Origin of the sequence: Bradyrhizobium erythrophlei, from assembly GCF_900129425.1 — a bacterium.
Lineage (GTDB): Bacteria > Pseudomonadota > Alphaproteobacteria > Rhizobiales > Xanthobacteraceae > Bradyrhizobium > Bradyrhizobium erythrophlei_C.
Window position 1 is genome coordinate 2,556,645 of the sequence record NZ_LT670817.1, and the last position, 14,869, is coordinate 2,571,513.

16 protein-coding genes are annotated in these 14,869 nt (G+C 62.5%); 12 read left to right on the forward strand and 4 right to left on the reverse strand.

Annotation, left to right across the window (positions count from 1 at the left end; genetic code table 11):
* Positions 1 to 34 precede the first annotated feature (34 nt).
* From B5527_RS11900 to B5527_RS11925, 6 genes are all read left to right on the forward strand, one after another.
* The gene (locus B5527_RS11900; protein WP_079601456.1) at positions 35 to 850 is read left to right on the forward strand and encodes a putative hydro-lyase; all 816 of its coding nucleotides are present in this window, start codon (positions 35 to 37) and stop codon (positions 848 to 850) included.
* 85 nt (positions 851 to 935) lie between these two features.
* Positions 936 to 2,180 (forward strand): ABC transporter substrate-binding protein, encoded by a 1,245-nt coding sequence (locus tag B5527_RS11905; protein WP_079601457.1) that lies wholly within the window; start codon positions 936 to 938, stop codon positions 2,178 to 2,180.
* A 195-nt stretch (positions 2,181 to 2,375) separates the two neighbouring features.
* On the forward strand, positions 2,376 to 3,254 hold the full coding sequence (locus B5527_RS11910) for a branched-chain amino acid ABC transporter permease (protein ID WP_079601458.1): 879 nt from the start codon (positions 2,376 to 2,378) through the stop codon (positions 3,252 to 3,254).
* Positions 3,254 to 4,234, forward strand: a complete 981-nt coding sequence (locus B5527_RS11915) for a branched-chain amino acid ABC transporter permease (protein ID WP_079601459.1) — start codon at positions 3,254 to 3,256, stop codon at positions 4,232 to 4,234. Before B5527_RS11910 ends, B5527_RS11915 begins: the two co-directional genes overlap by 1 nt.
* Entirely contained in the window at positions 4,231 to 4,962 is a 732-nt protein-coding gene (locus B5527_RS11920) for an ABC transporter ATP-binding protein (RefSeq protein WP_079601460.1), read from the forward strand. The genes B5527_RS11915 and B5527_RS11920 overlap by 4 nt, the downstream gene beginning before the upstream one ends.
* A complete protein-coding gene (locus B5527_RS11925) occupies positions 4,946 to 5,650 on the forward strand; it encodes an ABC transporter ATP-binding protein (protein WP_079601461.1) in 705 nt (234 codons plus the stop codon). The genes B5527_RS11920 and B5527_RS11925 overlap by 17 nt, the downstream gene beginning before the upstream one ends.
* Positions 5,651 to 5,808: 158 nt before the next feature.
* On the opposite strand, the gene B5527_RS11930 is transcribed toward B5527_RS11925, so the two are convergent.
* Positions 5,809 to 6,468, reverse strand: a complete 660-nt coding sequence (locus B5527_RS11930; protein ID WP_079601462.1) for an aldolase — start codon at positions 6,466 to 6,468, stop codon at positions 5,809 to 5,811.
* Positions 6,469 to 6,594: 126 nt separating this feature from the next.
* Here B5527_RS11930 and ltnD point away from each other — a divergent pair, with 126 nt between their 5' ends.
* From ltnD to otnK, 3 genes are read left to right on the forward strand one after another with little or no spacing between them, the layout of a single operon-like run.
* Positions 6,595 to 7,515 carry an L-threonate dehydrogenase gene (gene ltnD / locus B5527_RS11935; protein WP_079601463.1) on the forward strand — a complete coding sequence of 307 codons (921 nt, stop codon included), beginning with the start codon at positions 6,595 to 6,597 and terminating at the stop codon, positions 7,513 to 7,515.
* Positions 7,516 to 7,540: 25 nt separating this feature from the next.
* Positions 7,541 to 8,323, forward strand: coding sequence for a 2-oxo-tetronate isomerase (otnI, locus tag B5527_RS11940; RefSeq protein ID WP_079601464.1), 783 nt, complete (start codon positions 7,541 to 7,543; stop codon positions 8,321 to 8,323).
* Complete coding sequence (otnK, locus tag B5527_RS11945) at positions 8,320 to 9,609, forward strand: 3-oxo-tetronate kinase (RefSeq protein WP_079601465.1); 1,290 nt, start codon at positions 8,320 to 8,322, stop codon at positions 9,607 to 9,609. The genes otnI and otnK overlap by 4 nt, the downstream gene beginning before the upstream one ends.
* A 50-nt stretch (positions 9,610 to 9,659) precedes the next feature.
* Here the strand turns inward: otnK and chrA are convergent, their stop codons facing one another.
* Both chrA and B5527_RS46255 read right to left on the reverse strand, forming a co-directional pair.
* Complete coding sequence (gene chrA / locus B5527_RS11950; RefSeq protein WP_079601466.1) at positions 9,660 to 10,889, reverse strand: chromate efflux transporter; 1,230 nt, start codon at positions 10,887 to 10,889, stop codon at positions 9,660 to 9,662.
* A 189-nt stretch (positions 10,890 to 11,078) separates the two neighbouring features.
* Positions 11,079 to 11,387, reverse strand: coding sequence for a hypothetical protein (locus tag B5527_RS46255; protein WP_245332820.1), 309 nt, complete (start codon positions 11,385 to 11,387; stop codon positions 11,079 to 11,081).
* Here B5527_RS46255 and B5527_RS11955 point away from each other — a divergent pair.
* Positions 11,316 to 12,575: a multicopper oxidase family protein gene (locus B5527_RS11955; protein WP_245332720.1), complete on the forward strand. Its 1,260-nt coding sequence runs from the start codon at positions 11,316 to 11,318 to the stop codon at positions 12,573 to 12,575. The genes B5527_RS46255 and B5527_RS11955 overlap by 72 nt on opposite strands.
* 89 nt (positions 12,576 to 12,664) lie before the next feature.
* Here B5527_RS11955 and B5527_RS11960 read toward each other — a convergent pair whose 3' ends face one another.
* The gene (locus B5527_RS11960; protein ID WP_079601468.1) at positions 12,665 to 13,381 is read right to left on the reverse strand and encodes a cation transporter; all 717 of its coding nucleotides are present in this window, start codon (positions 13,379 to 13,381) and stop codon (positions 12,665 to 12,667) included.
* Positions 13,382 to 13,446: 65 nt separating this feature from the next.
* Between B5527_RS11960 and B5527_RS11965 the strand changes: the two genes are divergently transcribed.
* Both B5527_RS11965 and B5527_RS11970 read left to right on the forward strand, forming a co-directional pair.
* Positions 13,447 to 13,857, forward strand: coding sequence for a MerR family transcriptional regulator (locus B5527_RS11965; RefSeq protein ID WP_079601469.1), 411 nt, complete (start codon positions 13,447 to 13,449; stop codon positions 13,855 to 13,857).
* 288 nt (positions 13,858 to 14,145) lie between these two features.
* Positions 14,146 to 14,766 (forward strand): class I SAM-dependent methyltransferase, encoded by a 621-nt coding sequence (locus B5527_RS11970; RefSeq protein ID WP_079601470.1) that lies wholly within the window; start codon positions 14,146 to 14,148, stop codon positions 14,764 to 14,766.
* Positions 14,767 to 14,869: the final 103 nt, after the last annotated feature.

Genomic DNA, 14,869 nt, shown 5'->3' on the forward strand with positions numbered 1-14,869 from the left:
TCACTATTGTCGAGAGAATAGGCAGGGCGATCTGATGACCGTTTTAACGGCAGAGGACTTCCGCGGCGATGAGACCGCACTTCCGAGCCTGCAGGCCCGCCTGGCGTGCCGCGCCGGCATGGCCACCACCACCGCCGGCGTCGCCAACGGCTTTGTCCAGGGCAATCTGGCGATCCTGCCGGAAAAGCTTGCGGCCTCGTTCCACCGCTTCTGTCAGCTCAATCCAAAACCGTGCCCGATCATCGGCATGTCCGATGTCGGAGATCCCCGCATTCCCTCGCTCGGCATCGATCTGGACATCCGCACCGACCTGCCGCGCTACCGGGTCTGGCGCGACGGCGAGGTGGCCGACGAGCCGACCGATATCATGGCGCATTGGCGCGACGATCTGGTCGCGTTCGTGCTGGGGTGCTCGTTTTCGTTCGAGGAAGCGTTGATGGCGGACGACCTGCCAATCCGCCACATCGAGCGCAACGTTCGCGTGCCGATGTACCGCACCAATATTGCGTGCAGCCCGTCGGGGCCGTTCGCCGGCCCGATGGTGGTGTCGATGCGCCCGTTCAAGCCGGCCGATGCGATCCGCGCGGTGCAGATCACCTCGAGATTCCCTTCGGTGCACGGCGCACCGGTTCATCTCGGCCATCCGCATTCGATCGGGATTTCCGATATCGCAAAACCCGATTACGGCGATGCGGTGCCGGTGGAAGCCGACGAGATTCCCGTGTTCTGGGCATGCGGCGTGACCCCGCAGGCGGTGATCTCGGCGGCGAAGCTGCCGTTTGCGATCACGCACGCGCCCGGATTGATGCTGGTGACCGATCTCCGCAACAAGCAACTTGCTGTGCTTTAAAGGGCAGCGTCTGCTGTTCTTTAAGGCTTTACCGCCATCCGCAATCGTTTCATCGATGAGCCGCCGATCAACAGAGGACCCCGTGATGACCATCACTCGCCGCAATGTATTGCTTGGAGCCACGGCCACCGCCGCGCTGTTGCCGGTCGCGGCGCGCGCGCAAACACCCGAAGTGAAGATCGGCATCATCTATCCGTTTTCCGGCGCCAGCGCCCAGATCGGCGTCGATGCACAAAAGGCATTTGAGACCGCCGCCGAGATCATCAACAACAAGTACGATTTCGATCTGCCGCTGGCGCGGACCGAGGGACTGCCTGGGCTCGGTGGTGCCAAGATCCGTCTCGTGTTCGCCGATCACCAGGCCGATCCGCAGAAAGGCCGCGCCGAAGCCGAGCGCCTCATTACGCAGGACAAAGTCTGCGCCATCATCGGCACCTACCAGAGCGCGGTCGCCGTCACCGCCAGCCAGATCTGCGAGCGCTACCAGATCCCGTTCATCTCGGCCGACAATTCCTCGCCGAGCCTGCATCGCCGCGGCCTCAAATTCTATTTCCGCGCCGCCCCGCATGACGAGATGTTCTCGGCCGCGATGTTCGACTTCTTCGATGCCATGAAAAAGAAGGGCACCAGGATAGATACCCTGTCCCTGTTCCACGAGGATACCATCTTCGGCACCGACTCGGGCAACGCGCAGATCAAGCTCGCGGGCGAGCGCGGCTACAAGGTGCTGGCCGATATCAAATACCGCGCCAATTCGCCATCGCTGTCGGCCGAGGTACAGCAGCTCAAGGCAGCCAATGCCGACGTGCTGATGCCCTCAAGCTACACCACTGACGGCATCCTGCTGGTGAAGACCATGGCCGAACTCGGCTACAAGCCGAATGCCATCGTTGCGCAGGACGCCGGCTTCTCCGAAAAGGCGCTGTACGACGCGGTCGGCGACAAGCTCGAAGGTGTGATCTCGCGCGGCAGCTTCTCGCTCGATCTCGCCGCCAAACGGCCGATGGTCGGCAAGATCAACGCCCTGTTCAAGGAAAAGTCGGGCAAGGACTTCAACGACTACTCGTCGCGGCAGTTCATGGGCCTGATCGTGATGGCGGATGCCATCAATCGCGCCAAGTCCACGGATGGCGACAAGATCCGGGAAGCGCTGGTGGCCACCGACATGCCGGGCGAGACCACCATCATGCCGTGGAAGCGCGTCAAGTTCGACGAAATGGGCCAGAACAACGACGCCGATCCGGTGCTGCTGCAATATACCGGCGGCAAGTTCGTCACCATCTTCCCGCCGCAGGCCGCGGTCGCCGAAGCCACCTGGCCGATGAAGTAAGATGCGACGTGCGCGTCACCCCGCGGCGCGCGCCCTCATCCTGAGGAGCTTGCGAAGCAAGCGTCTCGAAGGATGGACGCAACGCATGGACTCGCGGCCATCCTTCGAGACGCGCGCAAGGCGCGCTCCTCAGGATGAGGTCGGAAATATATTCGCAGGCTCTCAGGATGAGGGCTTTTGCCTGGAGCCATCCCTTTGACCGCCGCAACCATCATCCAGTCTCTCGCCAGCGGCCTGTTGATGGGGCAGCTCTACGGCCTGATCGCCGTTGGGCTGGCGCTGATCTTCGGCCTGATGGATGTCGTGAACTTCGCCCATGGCGAATTCCTGATGATCGCGATGTATGCGACGTTCTTTCTGTTCGCGTTCTTTGCCATTGATCCCTTGCTGGCCGCACCCCTGGTGGCGGCGGCGCTGTTCGTGTTCGGCGCGGTGGTCTATCTCCTGATCGTGCGCTTTGCGGTCCGCGCCAAAGCCAATGCCGGCATGGTGCAGATCTTCTCAACCTTCGGGCTCGCCATCGTCATGCGCGGGCTGGCGCAGTTCTTCTTCACGCCGGACTATCGCAGCGTCACCCATTCATGGCTCGGCGGCAAAACCATCTCGATATCGGGCATCTTCCTGCCGGTGCCGCAGCTGGCGGGCGCGCTGGTGTCGATCGCAGCCTTCATCGCGCTGTACTTTTTCATCAACCGCACCGATTTCGGCCGCGCTTTGGAAGCGACCCGCGAGGACGCCGGCGCGGTGGCGCTGGTCGGCATCGACAAGAACAAGGTGTTCGCGCTGGGCTGGGGCCTTGGGGCTGCGCTGGTGGGCCTGGCCGGCGCCGTGATGGCGATGTTCTTCTACATCTATCCCGACGTCGGCGCGTCATTTGCGCTGATCGCCTATGTCACGGTGGCGCTCGGCGGCTTCGGCAGCGTGTTCGGCGCCTTTGCCGGCGGCATCATCGTCGGCCTGGTCGAAGCTTCCACGGCGTTGATCCTGCCGCCCTCCCTGAAATCGGTCGGCATCTACGCGGTCTATCTGCTGGTGGTCTTCATCCGGCCGCGCGGCCTGTTCGGGTCGATCTGATGGATACGACCTTCGCCCAGCGCCGCCGCCGCGATCTGATCGTAGCGGTGTGCCTTGCGGCGGTCGCCGCAATGGTTCCGCTGTTCGTGAAGGACGTCTACGTTCAGAACATCATGGTGCTGACCCTGATGTATGCCGCGTTGTCGCAGAGCTGGAATATCCTTTCGGGCTATTGCGGGCAGATCTCGCTCGGCCACGCGCTGTATTTCGGACTTGGCGCTTATACGACAGCGCTTCTGTTCACCAAGTTCGGCGTGCTGCCGTGGTTCGGCATGATCAGCGGCGGCCTGCTATCGGCGCTGATTGCGATGGCGCTTGGTTACCCCTGTTTCCGCCTGCGCGGCCACTACTTCGTCATCGCCACCATCGTCATCGCCGAGATCGCGCTCCTTTTGTTCCAGAACTGGAATTGGGCGGGCGCCGCGCTCGGCATCGACATTCCCGTGCGCCACGACAGTTGGCTCACTTTTCAGTTCACACGCAGCAAGCTGCCCTATTTCTATTTCGCGCTCGCGCTGGCCTGCGTCGCCTGGCTGGTGACCTGGTGGCTGGAAGATTCCAAATGGGGCTACTGGTGGCGCGCCGTGAAGGACAATCCGGACGCCGCCGAAAGCCTCGGCGTGGTCGTGTTCAATTCCAAGATGGGGGCCGCGGCGGTCTCGGCCTTTCTCACCGCGGTCGGCGGCGCCTTCTATGCCCAGTTCGTATCCTACATCGATCCCGAAAGCGTCATGGGTTTTCAGTTTTCGCTATTGATGGCGCTGCCCGCGGTGCTCGGCGGCATCGGGACGCTGTGGGGGCCGGTACTCGGCGCCGTCATTCTGATCCCGCTCACCGAACTGACGCGCTCCTTCATCGGCGGTTCCGGCCGCGGCGTCGACCTGATCGTCTACGGCACGCTGATCGTGCTGATCTCGCTGGCGCGCCCCGAGGGCCTGGTCGGACTGTTCTCGCCGCGGCGCAAGGGAGCGGCGCGATGACCGCCTTGCTGGAAACCCGCGGCGTCTGGCAGCGCTTCGGCGGCCTGATCGCCAACAGCGATATATCGATTTCGGTCGGCCGCGGCGAGATCGTCGGATTGATCGGCCCCAACGGCGCCGGCAAGTCGACGCTGTTCAACCTGATCGCGGGCGTGCTGCCGCCGACCCAAGGCTCGATCTGGCTCGACGGCGAGGACGTCACCGCGCTGCCGGCGGCGCAGCGCTGCCAGCGCGGCATCGCCCGCACCTTCCAGGTCGTGAAAAGCTTCGAGACCATGACGGTCATCGACAACGTCATCGTCGGCGCGCTGATCCGCACCACCATCATGCGCGAAGCGCGCCGCAAGGCCTGGGAGGTACTGGAATTCGCCGGCCTCGCCGGCCGCGCCAATGTGTCGGCAGGCGAGTTGATTCCGTCGGAAAAACGCCGGCTCGAGGTCGCCCGCGCGCTCGCGACCGAGCCGAAACTGCTGCTGCTCGACGAAGTGCTGACCGGTCTGACGCCGATCGAGGCGCAGACTGGCGTCGAACTGGTGCGAAAAGTGCGCGCCACCGGCGTCACGGTATTGATGGTCGAGCACGTCATGGAAATCGTGATGCCGCTGGTCGATCGCGCCATCGTGCTCGATCTCGGCAAGGTGCTGATCGAGGGCAAGCCGGCCGACATCGTGCGCGATCCGAAAGTCATCAGCGCCTACCTCGGGGATCGTCATGCTGTCGGTGCATGAAATCACCACCGCCTATCAGGGATTGGTGGCGATCTCGGCTGTGAGCATCGAGGTCGCCAAAGGCGAGATCGTCTGCGTCGCCGGCGCCAACGGTGCCGGCAAATCGACGCTGCTGAAATCCATCGCCGGCGCCGAGCGGCCGCGCTCCGGCACCGTGACCTTCGACGGTGCGCGCATCGACGGCCTGGCGCAGCACGTGATCACCGCGCGCGGCATCGCCTATGTGCCGGAAAACCGCCGCCTGTTCCCGCGGCTGTCGGTGCGCGACAACCTGCGGCTCGGCAGTTACATGTACCGCAGCCAGCCTGATCGCGACGAGCCGCTGGCGCTGGTGTTCAAATTGTTTCCGCGCCTGTCGGAGCGTCTGGAACAGCGCGCCGAAACACTGAGCGGCGGCGAGCAGCAGATGCTGGCGATCGGCCGCGCGCTGATGACGCGGCCGCGGCTGTTGATGCTGGACGAGCCGTCGCAGGGCATCATGCCGAAACTGGTCGACGAAATCTTTCAGGCGGTGAAGCGAATCCGCGACGCGGGGATGACCGTATTGATTGTTGAGCAGCGCATCGCCGAATGCCTTGATATCGCCGACCGCGCCTACATCCTGCAGACCGGCCGCCTCCTGATGCAGGGCACCGCAGCCGAGATCATGGGCAATCCCGACGTGCGCAAGGCGTATCTCGGGCTGTGACACTCGTGTCCCGGACGCGGTGCAGCGCTTCTCCCGGCGATGCGAAGCATCGTCCGGTACGCTGCTCCGCAGAGCCGGGACCCATTCGCGTTTAGATAAGATGACCACGGATCAGCAGCGCATCGCTTCGCGCTGCCCAGCGTCCGGGGAACGCGGCGTCAATGCTCGTGCTGCTCCGGCAACGTCAGCCCGAACGTTTTTGTCAAATCAGCCACCTGCGCCAGCGTCAAATACCGCGGGTTCAGCCCGCGCAGCAGTAGATACAGCTTTGCGGTTTCCTCCAGTTCCTCGATCGCAAACACTGCCGCTTCCAGCGACTCCCCGGCGACCACCGGGCCGTGATTGGCGAGCAGCACGGAAGCATATTTGCCGGCGAGGCCCTTGATCGCGTCGGCTACATCAGGATCGCCTGGCCGATAATACGGCACCAGCGCGGTGGCGCCGCATTTCATCAGGTAATAGGCGGTCATCGGCGGCAATGCGGCGCGTGGATCGATCTCCGGCAGCATCGACAGCGCCACCGAATGGGTTGAGTGCAGATGCACCACCGCGCGCGCCGCGTTGCGCGTCTGGTACAGCGCGGTATGCAGCGGCACTTCCTTGGTCGGAGCGTCGCCGGACGTTAGCCTGCCGTCGGCGCCGAGCCGCGACAGCCGCGCCGGATCCAGGGAACCGAGCGAGGCGTTGGTCGGCGTTACCATATAGCCGCCGTCGTCAAGTCTGACGCTGATGTTACCCGACGAGCCCGGCGTCAGCCCGCGCTCGAACAGCGAGCGGCCGAGGCGGCAGATTTCCTCGCGTATCCCGGTTTCGGTCATATCCGTATCCTGGCAGCATCCTCGTGCCGCCTTGTCTCACGCTTTGGCAGCGCGGCCAAGCCGTGATACCCAGAGGCAAAGCCGCATCTGAACTGCGGCTATGAGGAACCCCTAAGGAATTGCCGCATGCCTGAATCCGTCACCGCTAAACCGCGCATCGCCGTCATCGGGCTGGGCTCGATGGGGTTTGGCATGGCGACCTCGCTGCGGCGGGCCGGTTTTGACGTCACCGGCTGCGATGTCTCCGATGAGGCCGTGGCGCGGTTTGTCGCCGACGGCGGGGCCGGCGCGAAAACGCCGGCCGAGGCCGCGAAGTCGGTCGACATCGCGGTCAGCGTGGTCGTCAACGCCGCGCAGACTGAAACCATTCTGTTCGGCAAGGAAGGCGTCGCCGAAACACTGGCAAAAGACGCGGTGTTCGTCTCCTCCGCCACCATGGATCCGGATGTGGCGCGGCGGCTGGCGAAACAACTGGAGGCGACCGGCCGGCACTACCTCGATGCGCCGATCTCCGGCGGCGCCCAGCGCGCGGCGCAAGGCGAACTCACCATTTTGGCGTCAGGCAGTCCTGCGGCTTTCGCCAAGGCCAGGCCCGCGCTCGATGCGATGGCGGCAAAGCTCTACGAACTCGGCGATGCCGCCGGGCAGGGCGCCGCGTTCAAGATGATCAACCAGCTTCTGGCCGGCGTGCATATCGCGGCCGCCTCGGAGGCGATCACATTCGCCGCCAAACAGGGGCTCGATATTCGCAAGGTCTATGAGGTGATCACGGCGTCGGCCGGCAATTCCTGGATGTTCGAAAACCGCATGCCGCACGTGCTCGACGGCGATTACTCCCCGCGCAGTGCGGTGGAAATTTTCGTGAAAGACCTTGGCATCATTCAGGACATGGCGCGCACGGCGAAATTTCCGGTGCCGGTGGCATCCGCCGCGCTGCAGATGTTCCTGATGACGGCGGCGTCCGGCATGGGCCGCGACGACGACGCCTCGGTGGCGCGGATGTATGCCCGGGTCACCGGCACGGCTTTGCCGGGCGAGCCGAAATAGCAGTGAACCAACAAGAGGACATCAGATGCCCCGTTTCGCCGCCAATCTCACCATGATGTTCAACGAAGTGCCGTTCCTCGACCGCTTTGATGCGGCGGCGCGGGCCGGGTTTACCGCCGTTGAATTCCTGTTTCCTTACGATCATCCGGCCGAAGAGGTCGGCAAGCGGCTCAAGGCCGCCGGACTGACGCAGGCGCTGTTCAACCTTCCGCCGGGCAATTGGGAAGCCGGCGAAAAAGGCTTTGCCGCGCTGCCGGATCGTTTTGCCGATCTGCAGCAGAGTCTGATGACCGCGCTGCCTTATGCGCAGGCGACCGGTGTCAAGCGCGTGCATCTGATGGCGGGGATCGCCGACCGCCGCGATCCCAAAGCGGTGGCGGCGTTTCGCAAGTCGCTGGTATGGGCGGCCGAGTTCTTCCGCCCCCATGGCCTCGACGTCGTGATCGAGCCGATCAACCCGCGCAACGTGCCCGGCTACTTCCTCAACGATTTCGGCTTCGCCCGCGATCTGATCCGCGAACTGGAGATCCCCAACCTGAAATTGCAGTTCGATATCTATCACTGCCAGATCATCCATGGCGACGTCACCATGCGACTGCGCGAGATGATGCCGATCATCGGTCACGTCCAGATCGCCAGTATCCCCTCGCGCAACGAGCCGGACGGCGAGGAATTGAACTATCCGTTTCTGTTCGATGAACTCGACCGGCTCGGCTATGGTGGTTTCATCGGCTGCGAATATAACCCGCGGGCCAGGACCACCGACGGCCTCGGCTGGTTCAGGCCCTATGCCGGAGTGAAAACATGACGCCGGCCGGAAAGCTATCTCTTGGCTGCATCGCCGACGATTACACCGGCGCCTCCGATCTCGCCAACACGCTGACCCGCTGCGGGTTGCGCACGGTGCAGACCATCGGCGTTCCCGCAGACGATCTCGATCTGCCCGACGTCGATGCGGTGGTGGTATCGCTGAAAAGCCGGTCGATCGATGCCGGACTCGCGGTGTCGCGCTCGCGATCGGCGGAAAAATGGCTGCGCGGCCGAGGCGCCCGGCACGTGCTGTTCAAGATCTGCTCGACCTTCGATTCCACCGATGCCGGCAATATCGGCCCGGTCATGGACGCGCTGCGCGCCGATTCCGGCGAGACAATCGTGCTGGTGACGCCGGCGTTTCCGGAGACTGGCCGCACGGTGTATCAGGGCAATCTGTTCGTAGGCTCGGTGCCGCTGAACGAAAGCCCCCTGAAAGATCATCCGCTCAATCCGATGCACGATTCCAATCTGGTGCGGGTGCTGGCGCGGCAAAGCCGGACCACCGTCGGTCTCGTCGCTCTCGCGGACATCGCGGGCGGTGCGGACGCCGTCCGCGCGCGCCTTGCCGATCTTTCCGGCAAAGGTTTTGGCGCCGTGATCGCGGACGCAGTTTTCGAGCGCGATCTGGAAACCATCGGCGCCGTCGCGCTGGATCATCGCGTCTCCGTTGGCGCATCCGGCCTCGGCCTCGGTCTGGCCCGTGCGCTGGTCGCCTCACGCCTTGTCAAATCGGATACGTCGGACGCGATCTCGGACTCGCCGGTCGGCGGCCCGGCAGCGTGTCTGGCGGGCAGTTGTTCGCAGGCGACGCTGCAGCAGATCGCCAACGCCGAAGCTGTCATGCCGGTGCTGCATCTCGATCCCGACCAGGCCGTCGCCGGCAAGGGTGAAGCCCGGCGTGCGCTGGCCTGGGCTCGGGAACGGCTCAAGGACGGCCCGGTGCTGATCGCCAGCAGTTCGACGCCGGACGAGGTCGCCGCCTTGCAGGCGCGCCAGGGCCGCGATGCCGCGGGCCATGCGATCGAGCAGGCGATGGCCGACATCGCTGAAGGATTGGTTCAATCGGGTGTACGGCGGCTGGTGGTCGCCGGCGGCGAAACCTCCGGCGCGGTGGTGGACCGCTTGCAGATTCCCGGCTTTCTGGTGGGCGCGGAGATCGCCGCCGGCGTGCCGGTGCTGCGCGCGGTCGGCGCCAGCGCCGGCGAGATGCTGCTGGCGCTGAAGTCAGGCAATTTCGGCGGCCCGAAATTTTTCTCCGACGCGCTGAAGCTGATGCGCTGAGCGGCATCACCCCCATCTGTGTCGCACGCTGTTATCTCCGATCGCACTTCCTAGAGACTCGACAACACGCCGGCACCGGCCAGGACCACCACCACGATCCAGGGCGGCATCTTCCATATCGTGAGGAGGAGGAAGCCCGCGAGCGCGAGTGCAAAATCGCGCGGTGACAGGACGGCGCTGGTCCAGACCGGGTTGTAAAGGGCCGCACCGAGAATACCGACCACGGCTGCATTGGTGCCCCGCATGGCCGCCTGAGCGGCGGGGCGCGTCCGCATCGCATCCCAGAACGGCAGCATGCCATAGACAAGCAGCATGCCCGGAAGGAACAGCGCGACGAGAGCAATGACGGCGCCAGCCACGCCGTTTGGCGGAGGACCCATCACCGCCCCAAGATAGGCGGCGAAGGTGAAGAGCGGGCCCGGCACCGCCTGCGCCATTCCATATCCTGCCAGGAATGCCTCGTTGTTGATCCATCCCGGCGTAACAACCTGGGCCTGAAGCAGCGGCAGCACGACATGGCCGCCGCCAAACACGAGCGTGCCCGACCGGTAGAACGCGTCGAACAAGGCGAGCGCCTGAGAGCCGGTCGCGCTGGCGACGAACGGAGGTATCAAGAGGAGCGCGGCGAAGAGAGCGAGCGCGATGACGCCTCCTCGCGGGGTGACCGGAAAATTCAGATCCCCGGAATGCGGCGCGACCTCTCCCCGGCAGAGCCAAAGGCCCGCGCACGCGCCGAGCGCGATTGCTGCGATCTGCCCGAACGATCCGGCGAAAAAAACAACGACCGCAATCGCGGCAAGCGCGATGCCGGCGCGGGTGCGATCGGGTGTGAGGGTTCGCGACATGCCCCAGATGGCTTGTGCGACGACGGCAACAGCGACAAGCTTGAGGCCATGCAGGAAACCTTCGGCAACCGGCCCCGTGAATGCGGCTGCGCCCATCGCAAAGGCGAACAGGATCAGGGCCGAGGGTATGGTGAAGGCGAACCACGCCGCAAGTCCACCCAAAAGGCCATTGGCTCGAAGAATGCCGAGGGAAAAGCCGACCTGGCTGGAGGCCGGCCCTGGAAGAAACTGACAGAGCGCGACCAGGTCCGCATAGGCAGGGTCGTCGAGCCATTTGCGACGCACCACCAACTCATCCCGGAAGTATCCGAGATGAGCGATCGGACCGCCAAACGAGGTCAATCCCAGCTTCAGGAATGTCTTGAAGACCTCGCCGACGCGACCTTCGGAAGCGTCGCTGCTCGCAGGTCGTTGAACTTCATTGTCCAGATTCATTCGATTGCGCTCAAATATCGATAAACGATATCGGGAACCGATACTGCAGCCAAGCGTTTCCGGCCATCGTGCAACCGCGAGGAGATGATAGTGGCCTCGGTATCCGATGAAATGCCCCGTTTGTGACATCGTTCGATCTGGACTATCGCATTTCGATCGTGCAACTCGGGTAGCCGGTCGATTGGGTCGTTACGACGGAGCGTTCTCATGACAATTGATCGGCGCCGGCTGCTGCAAGCTGGGGGAATCACAGCGCTCTCGGCAGCGCTTCCCAAACGGGTCCAGGCTCAGTCTTCCGACAGCCCGCACGTTTCGCCGCAAGGCGCAGCGGATCATGCGATCCGGATCGGCAACGGGCTCGTTGAACTGGCACAGGATCGCATCATTTCCACCACCACTTACAACGGGCAGTTTCCGGGCCCCCTGCTGCGCTTCAAGGAAGGCCAGAAGGTCGTCGTCGATGTCCACAATGATACCGATACGCCAGAGCAGCTGCATTGGCACGGGCAGACGCTACCGGTGGATGTGGACGGGGCGTTTGAAGAGGGGACACCGTTCATTCCCGCCCATGGTATGCGCCGCATAGGTTTTTCGCCCGGGCCGGCTGGACTACGATTCTATCACACGCACCTCACGCCCGGTGCCGATCTGTCCGGCGGCCAATATGGCGGACAAGTAGGCACGGTCTACATCGAGCCGAAACATGAACCGGGCCGCTACGATCGCGAAGTGTTTCTGATGCTCAAGGAATTCCAGCCCGCATTCAGTCGCGGCGGCGACATGGCGATGGATTTTCTTGCACCGGCGACGCGGGTCAAGGTGCTCGAGGAGGCCGGCGAATCGGCGATGCGCGCTTCATTGGCCAAGGGAATGCGGCACGGTTTCGAGGTCGGGTACAGCCTGTTCTCGATCAATGGCCGGATGCTGGGCCATGGCGATCCCATTCGCGTCAAGGCGGGCGAGCGTGTGCTGTTTCATATCGTCAACGGCAGTGCGACCGAAATCCGCAGCCTCGCTTTGCCGGGACACAGCTTCGAGGTTATCGCATTGGACGGCAATCCCGTCCCGACAACGACGCACGTACCCGTCCTGTGGCTGGGAACCGCCGAACGTGTATCTGCGATGGTCGAGATGAACCATCCCGGAGTTTGGGTCATGGGCGACCTGGCGGACGACGACCGCGCAAGGGGGATGGGCATCGTGATTGAGTATGCCGGCAAAACGGGAAAGCCAAAATGGACCAGGCCGGCTCCGTTTAAATGGGACTACACGCGTTTCGGAAGGTCCGGCCCTGACGGGCAGGCACCGGATGAAACCATCGATATGACGTTCACCAAGAACAACGCGGCCACTCAAGGCTTCAACGAATGGCGCATCAATGATGTCGCGTTCTCGATGGACAAAATGGAGCCGATGTTTCACCTGCGTCAGGGCAGGCGCTATCGGCTGCGCATGAGCAATGCCAGCGACGACATCCACCCCGTGCATCTGCACCGTCACAGCTTCGAACTGACCCGGATAGCTGGAAAAACCACAGCCGGGATCATGAAGGATGTCGTCATGCTCGGCGGATACCAGCAAGTGGAAGTTGACTTTGTGGCGGACAATCCCGGTTTGACCTTGTTCCATTGCCACCAACAGCTGCACATGGACTTCGGCTTCATGGCACTGTTCGATTGCGCCTAGTTCAGGCCTGCTCAAGCCTGACTACCGCGGCGTTCGAATGCTTGTTCCGTTCCTACCGCCGACGAACGCCGTATTGAGCCCGATTCCAATCAAAAATGCGGGACGAAAGTTTGCTGGCGCCCAGTGTTTCCGCGATATTCCATCCACGCCTGCCTCAAAATCTGCACGGACGAAGTGAGGAAGATGGCAGCCATCACGCCCGCCACAGCTAAATCCGGCCAAGCGCTCGCGGTTCCCCAAACGGTGAGCGCAGCAATCACTACTATGACGTTGCCGATCGCATCGTTGCGCGAGCAAAGCCAGACCGAGCGCACGTTGGCATCGCCTTCCTTGTAACGCACCAGCAGCAACACCGATGCAAGATTGGCTGCCAGCGCGAGCATCCCAATAGCGCCCATCAGTTCGGCACGGGGCATGCCAAGGACGAGCGTTTGGTAAACGGTTGAACCAAAAACCCATAGCGACATCGCGCTAAGGGAAACGCCTTTAGAGAGCGCCGCCACAGCACGCGTTTTCATGCTGGCGCCGATGACCGCCAAGCTTAAACCGTAAGTGACAGTATCGGCGAGAAAGTCGAGCGCATCAGCCTTGAGGGCTTGCGAGCCTGCAACATGGCCGGCGAACATTTCGGCGAAAAACATCAAACCGTTGATGCTAATGACCGTCCAAAGCACGCGCTTGTAACGCGGTTCTACACCGTCAAATACCGGCACACCGCCTGAGCAGCAGCTATCCGTGCCGCTGGCTGCGGCCGGACCAATTTGCTGATTACGCTGGCCATTTGAGCCGCAACAGTGGTCGGACATCCGGACGCTTCCCATTATTCCGGAAAGAGCGTACAACCTCTAGCGACTAGAGGTTCAAGCGAAAAATGAACGCTTCAATCGGAGAGTTATCCCGGCAGACCGGCGTGAAGGTACCGACGATACGTTATTACGAGCAAGTCGGCCTGCTTTCTGTGCCCGCTCGTACCGAAGGCAAGCAGCGGCGGTATGGCGCAACCGACATCATGCGATTGAATTTTATTCGGCATGGCCGCGAGTTGGGCTTCGAGGTCGACGACATTCGAGAGCTTCTGGCATTAAGCGCACAGCCCGAAAAACCTTGCGACGACGCGGACAAAATTACCGCCCGCCACCTGGCGGCAGTTGATCAACGCATTTCGCAACTTACCGCACTACGCGGCGAACTCACCCGGATGCTCGACAATTGTAACGGCGGCCGTGTGGCAGATTGTCGGGTGCTTGAAAGTCTGGGCATGCCGTCTGTCCAAGAGCGGTAATCGATTTATCGCATAATTTGACGGGGCGTTCGGTTATCGCGAACGTAGTCTGGACGTGCCGAATTGCGCGGCTTGGCAATCACACGATGCCTTATCATCACTAGCTGTTGGCGGTGCGGTTTAGTCCGCGGGATGCAAAGCTGCGAGCTCGCTTTCCAGCACGCCATGCCATCCTGGCCCATCGCGAAGGTACAAAGATGGACGGTGAAGACGCATTCTTGTTGTCTGGTATGGGAGGTGTAACCATCTTTATCGGACCTTGCAGCATTGCGCGTGAAGGAGACATTCATGAGTGATGTCGGCAGAAGCGCCCATTGGGAGAATGTTTATAAGACCAAAGGCGAAAGAGAAGTCAGTTGGTTTCAGCAGCATCCCGCGCCATCCCTCGATCTGATAGCATTGACAGGCGTCTCCGCCCGCGCGGCGATCATCGATATCGGCGGCGGTGCGTCCCGCCTCGTGGACGCCCTTGTCGAACGTCAAACGGGACAAATTACGATTCTGGACCTTTCCAAAATGGCTCTCGATGCCGCGAAAGCGCGTCTGGGCAACAAGGCCGCAAATGTCCGGTGGGAGGTTGCCGATGTCACTAAATGGGACCCGGCCCAAGCCTATGAACTGTGGCACGACCGTGCGGCGTTTCATTTCTTGACCAGTCCGGCCGATCAATCCGCCTATGTCGACCGGCTGAAAAAAGCCCTCGCGTCCGGAGGCTATGTCATCATCGGCACCTTTGCTTTGGACGGCCCGGAGCGATGCAGCGGATTGCCGATTGTGCGACATGATGCAGCCTCGCTGTCCGAAATTCTGGGAACCGATTTCAAGTTGATCGACGCGCGACGGCATGACCACGCGACCCCGTGGGGTGCCCTGCAGCGATTTCAGTTCAGCACATTTCGCCGGAACTAACGCTCAAGGGTCTCGGGAGCGTTAGTGCCGGATTTGCCGAAGTCTTGCGGAGACCAAGTTTAACGCCAGTGCTGGAAACCAGCACTTCCTGAACTCGGTAAGG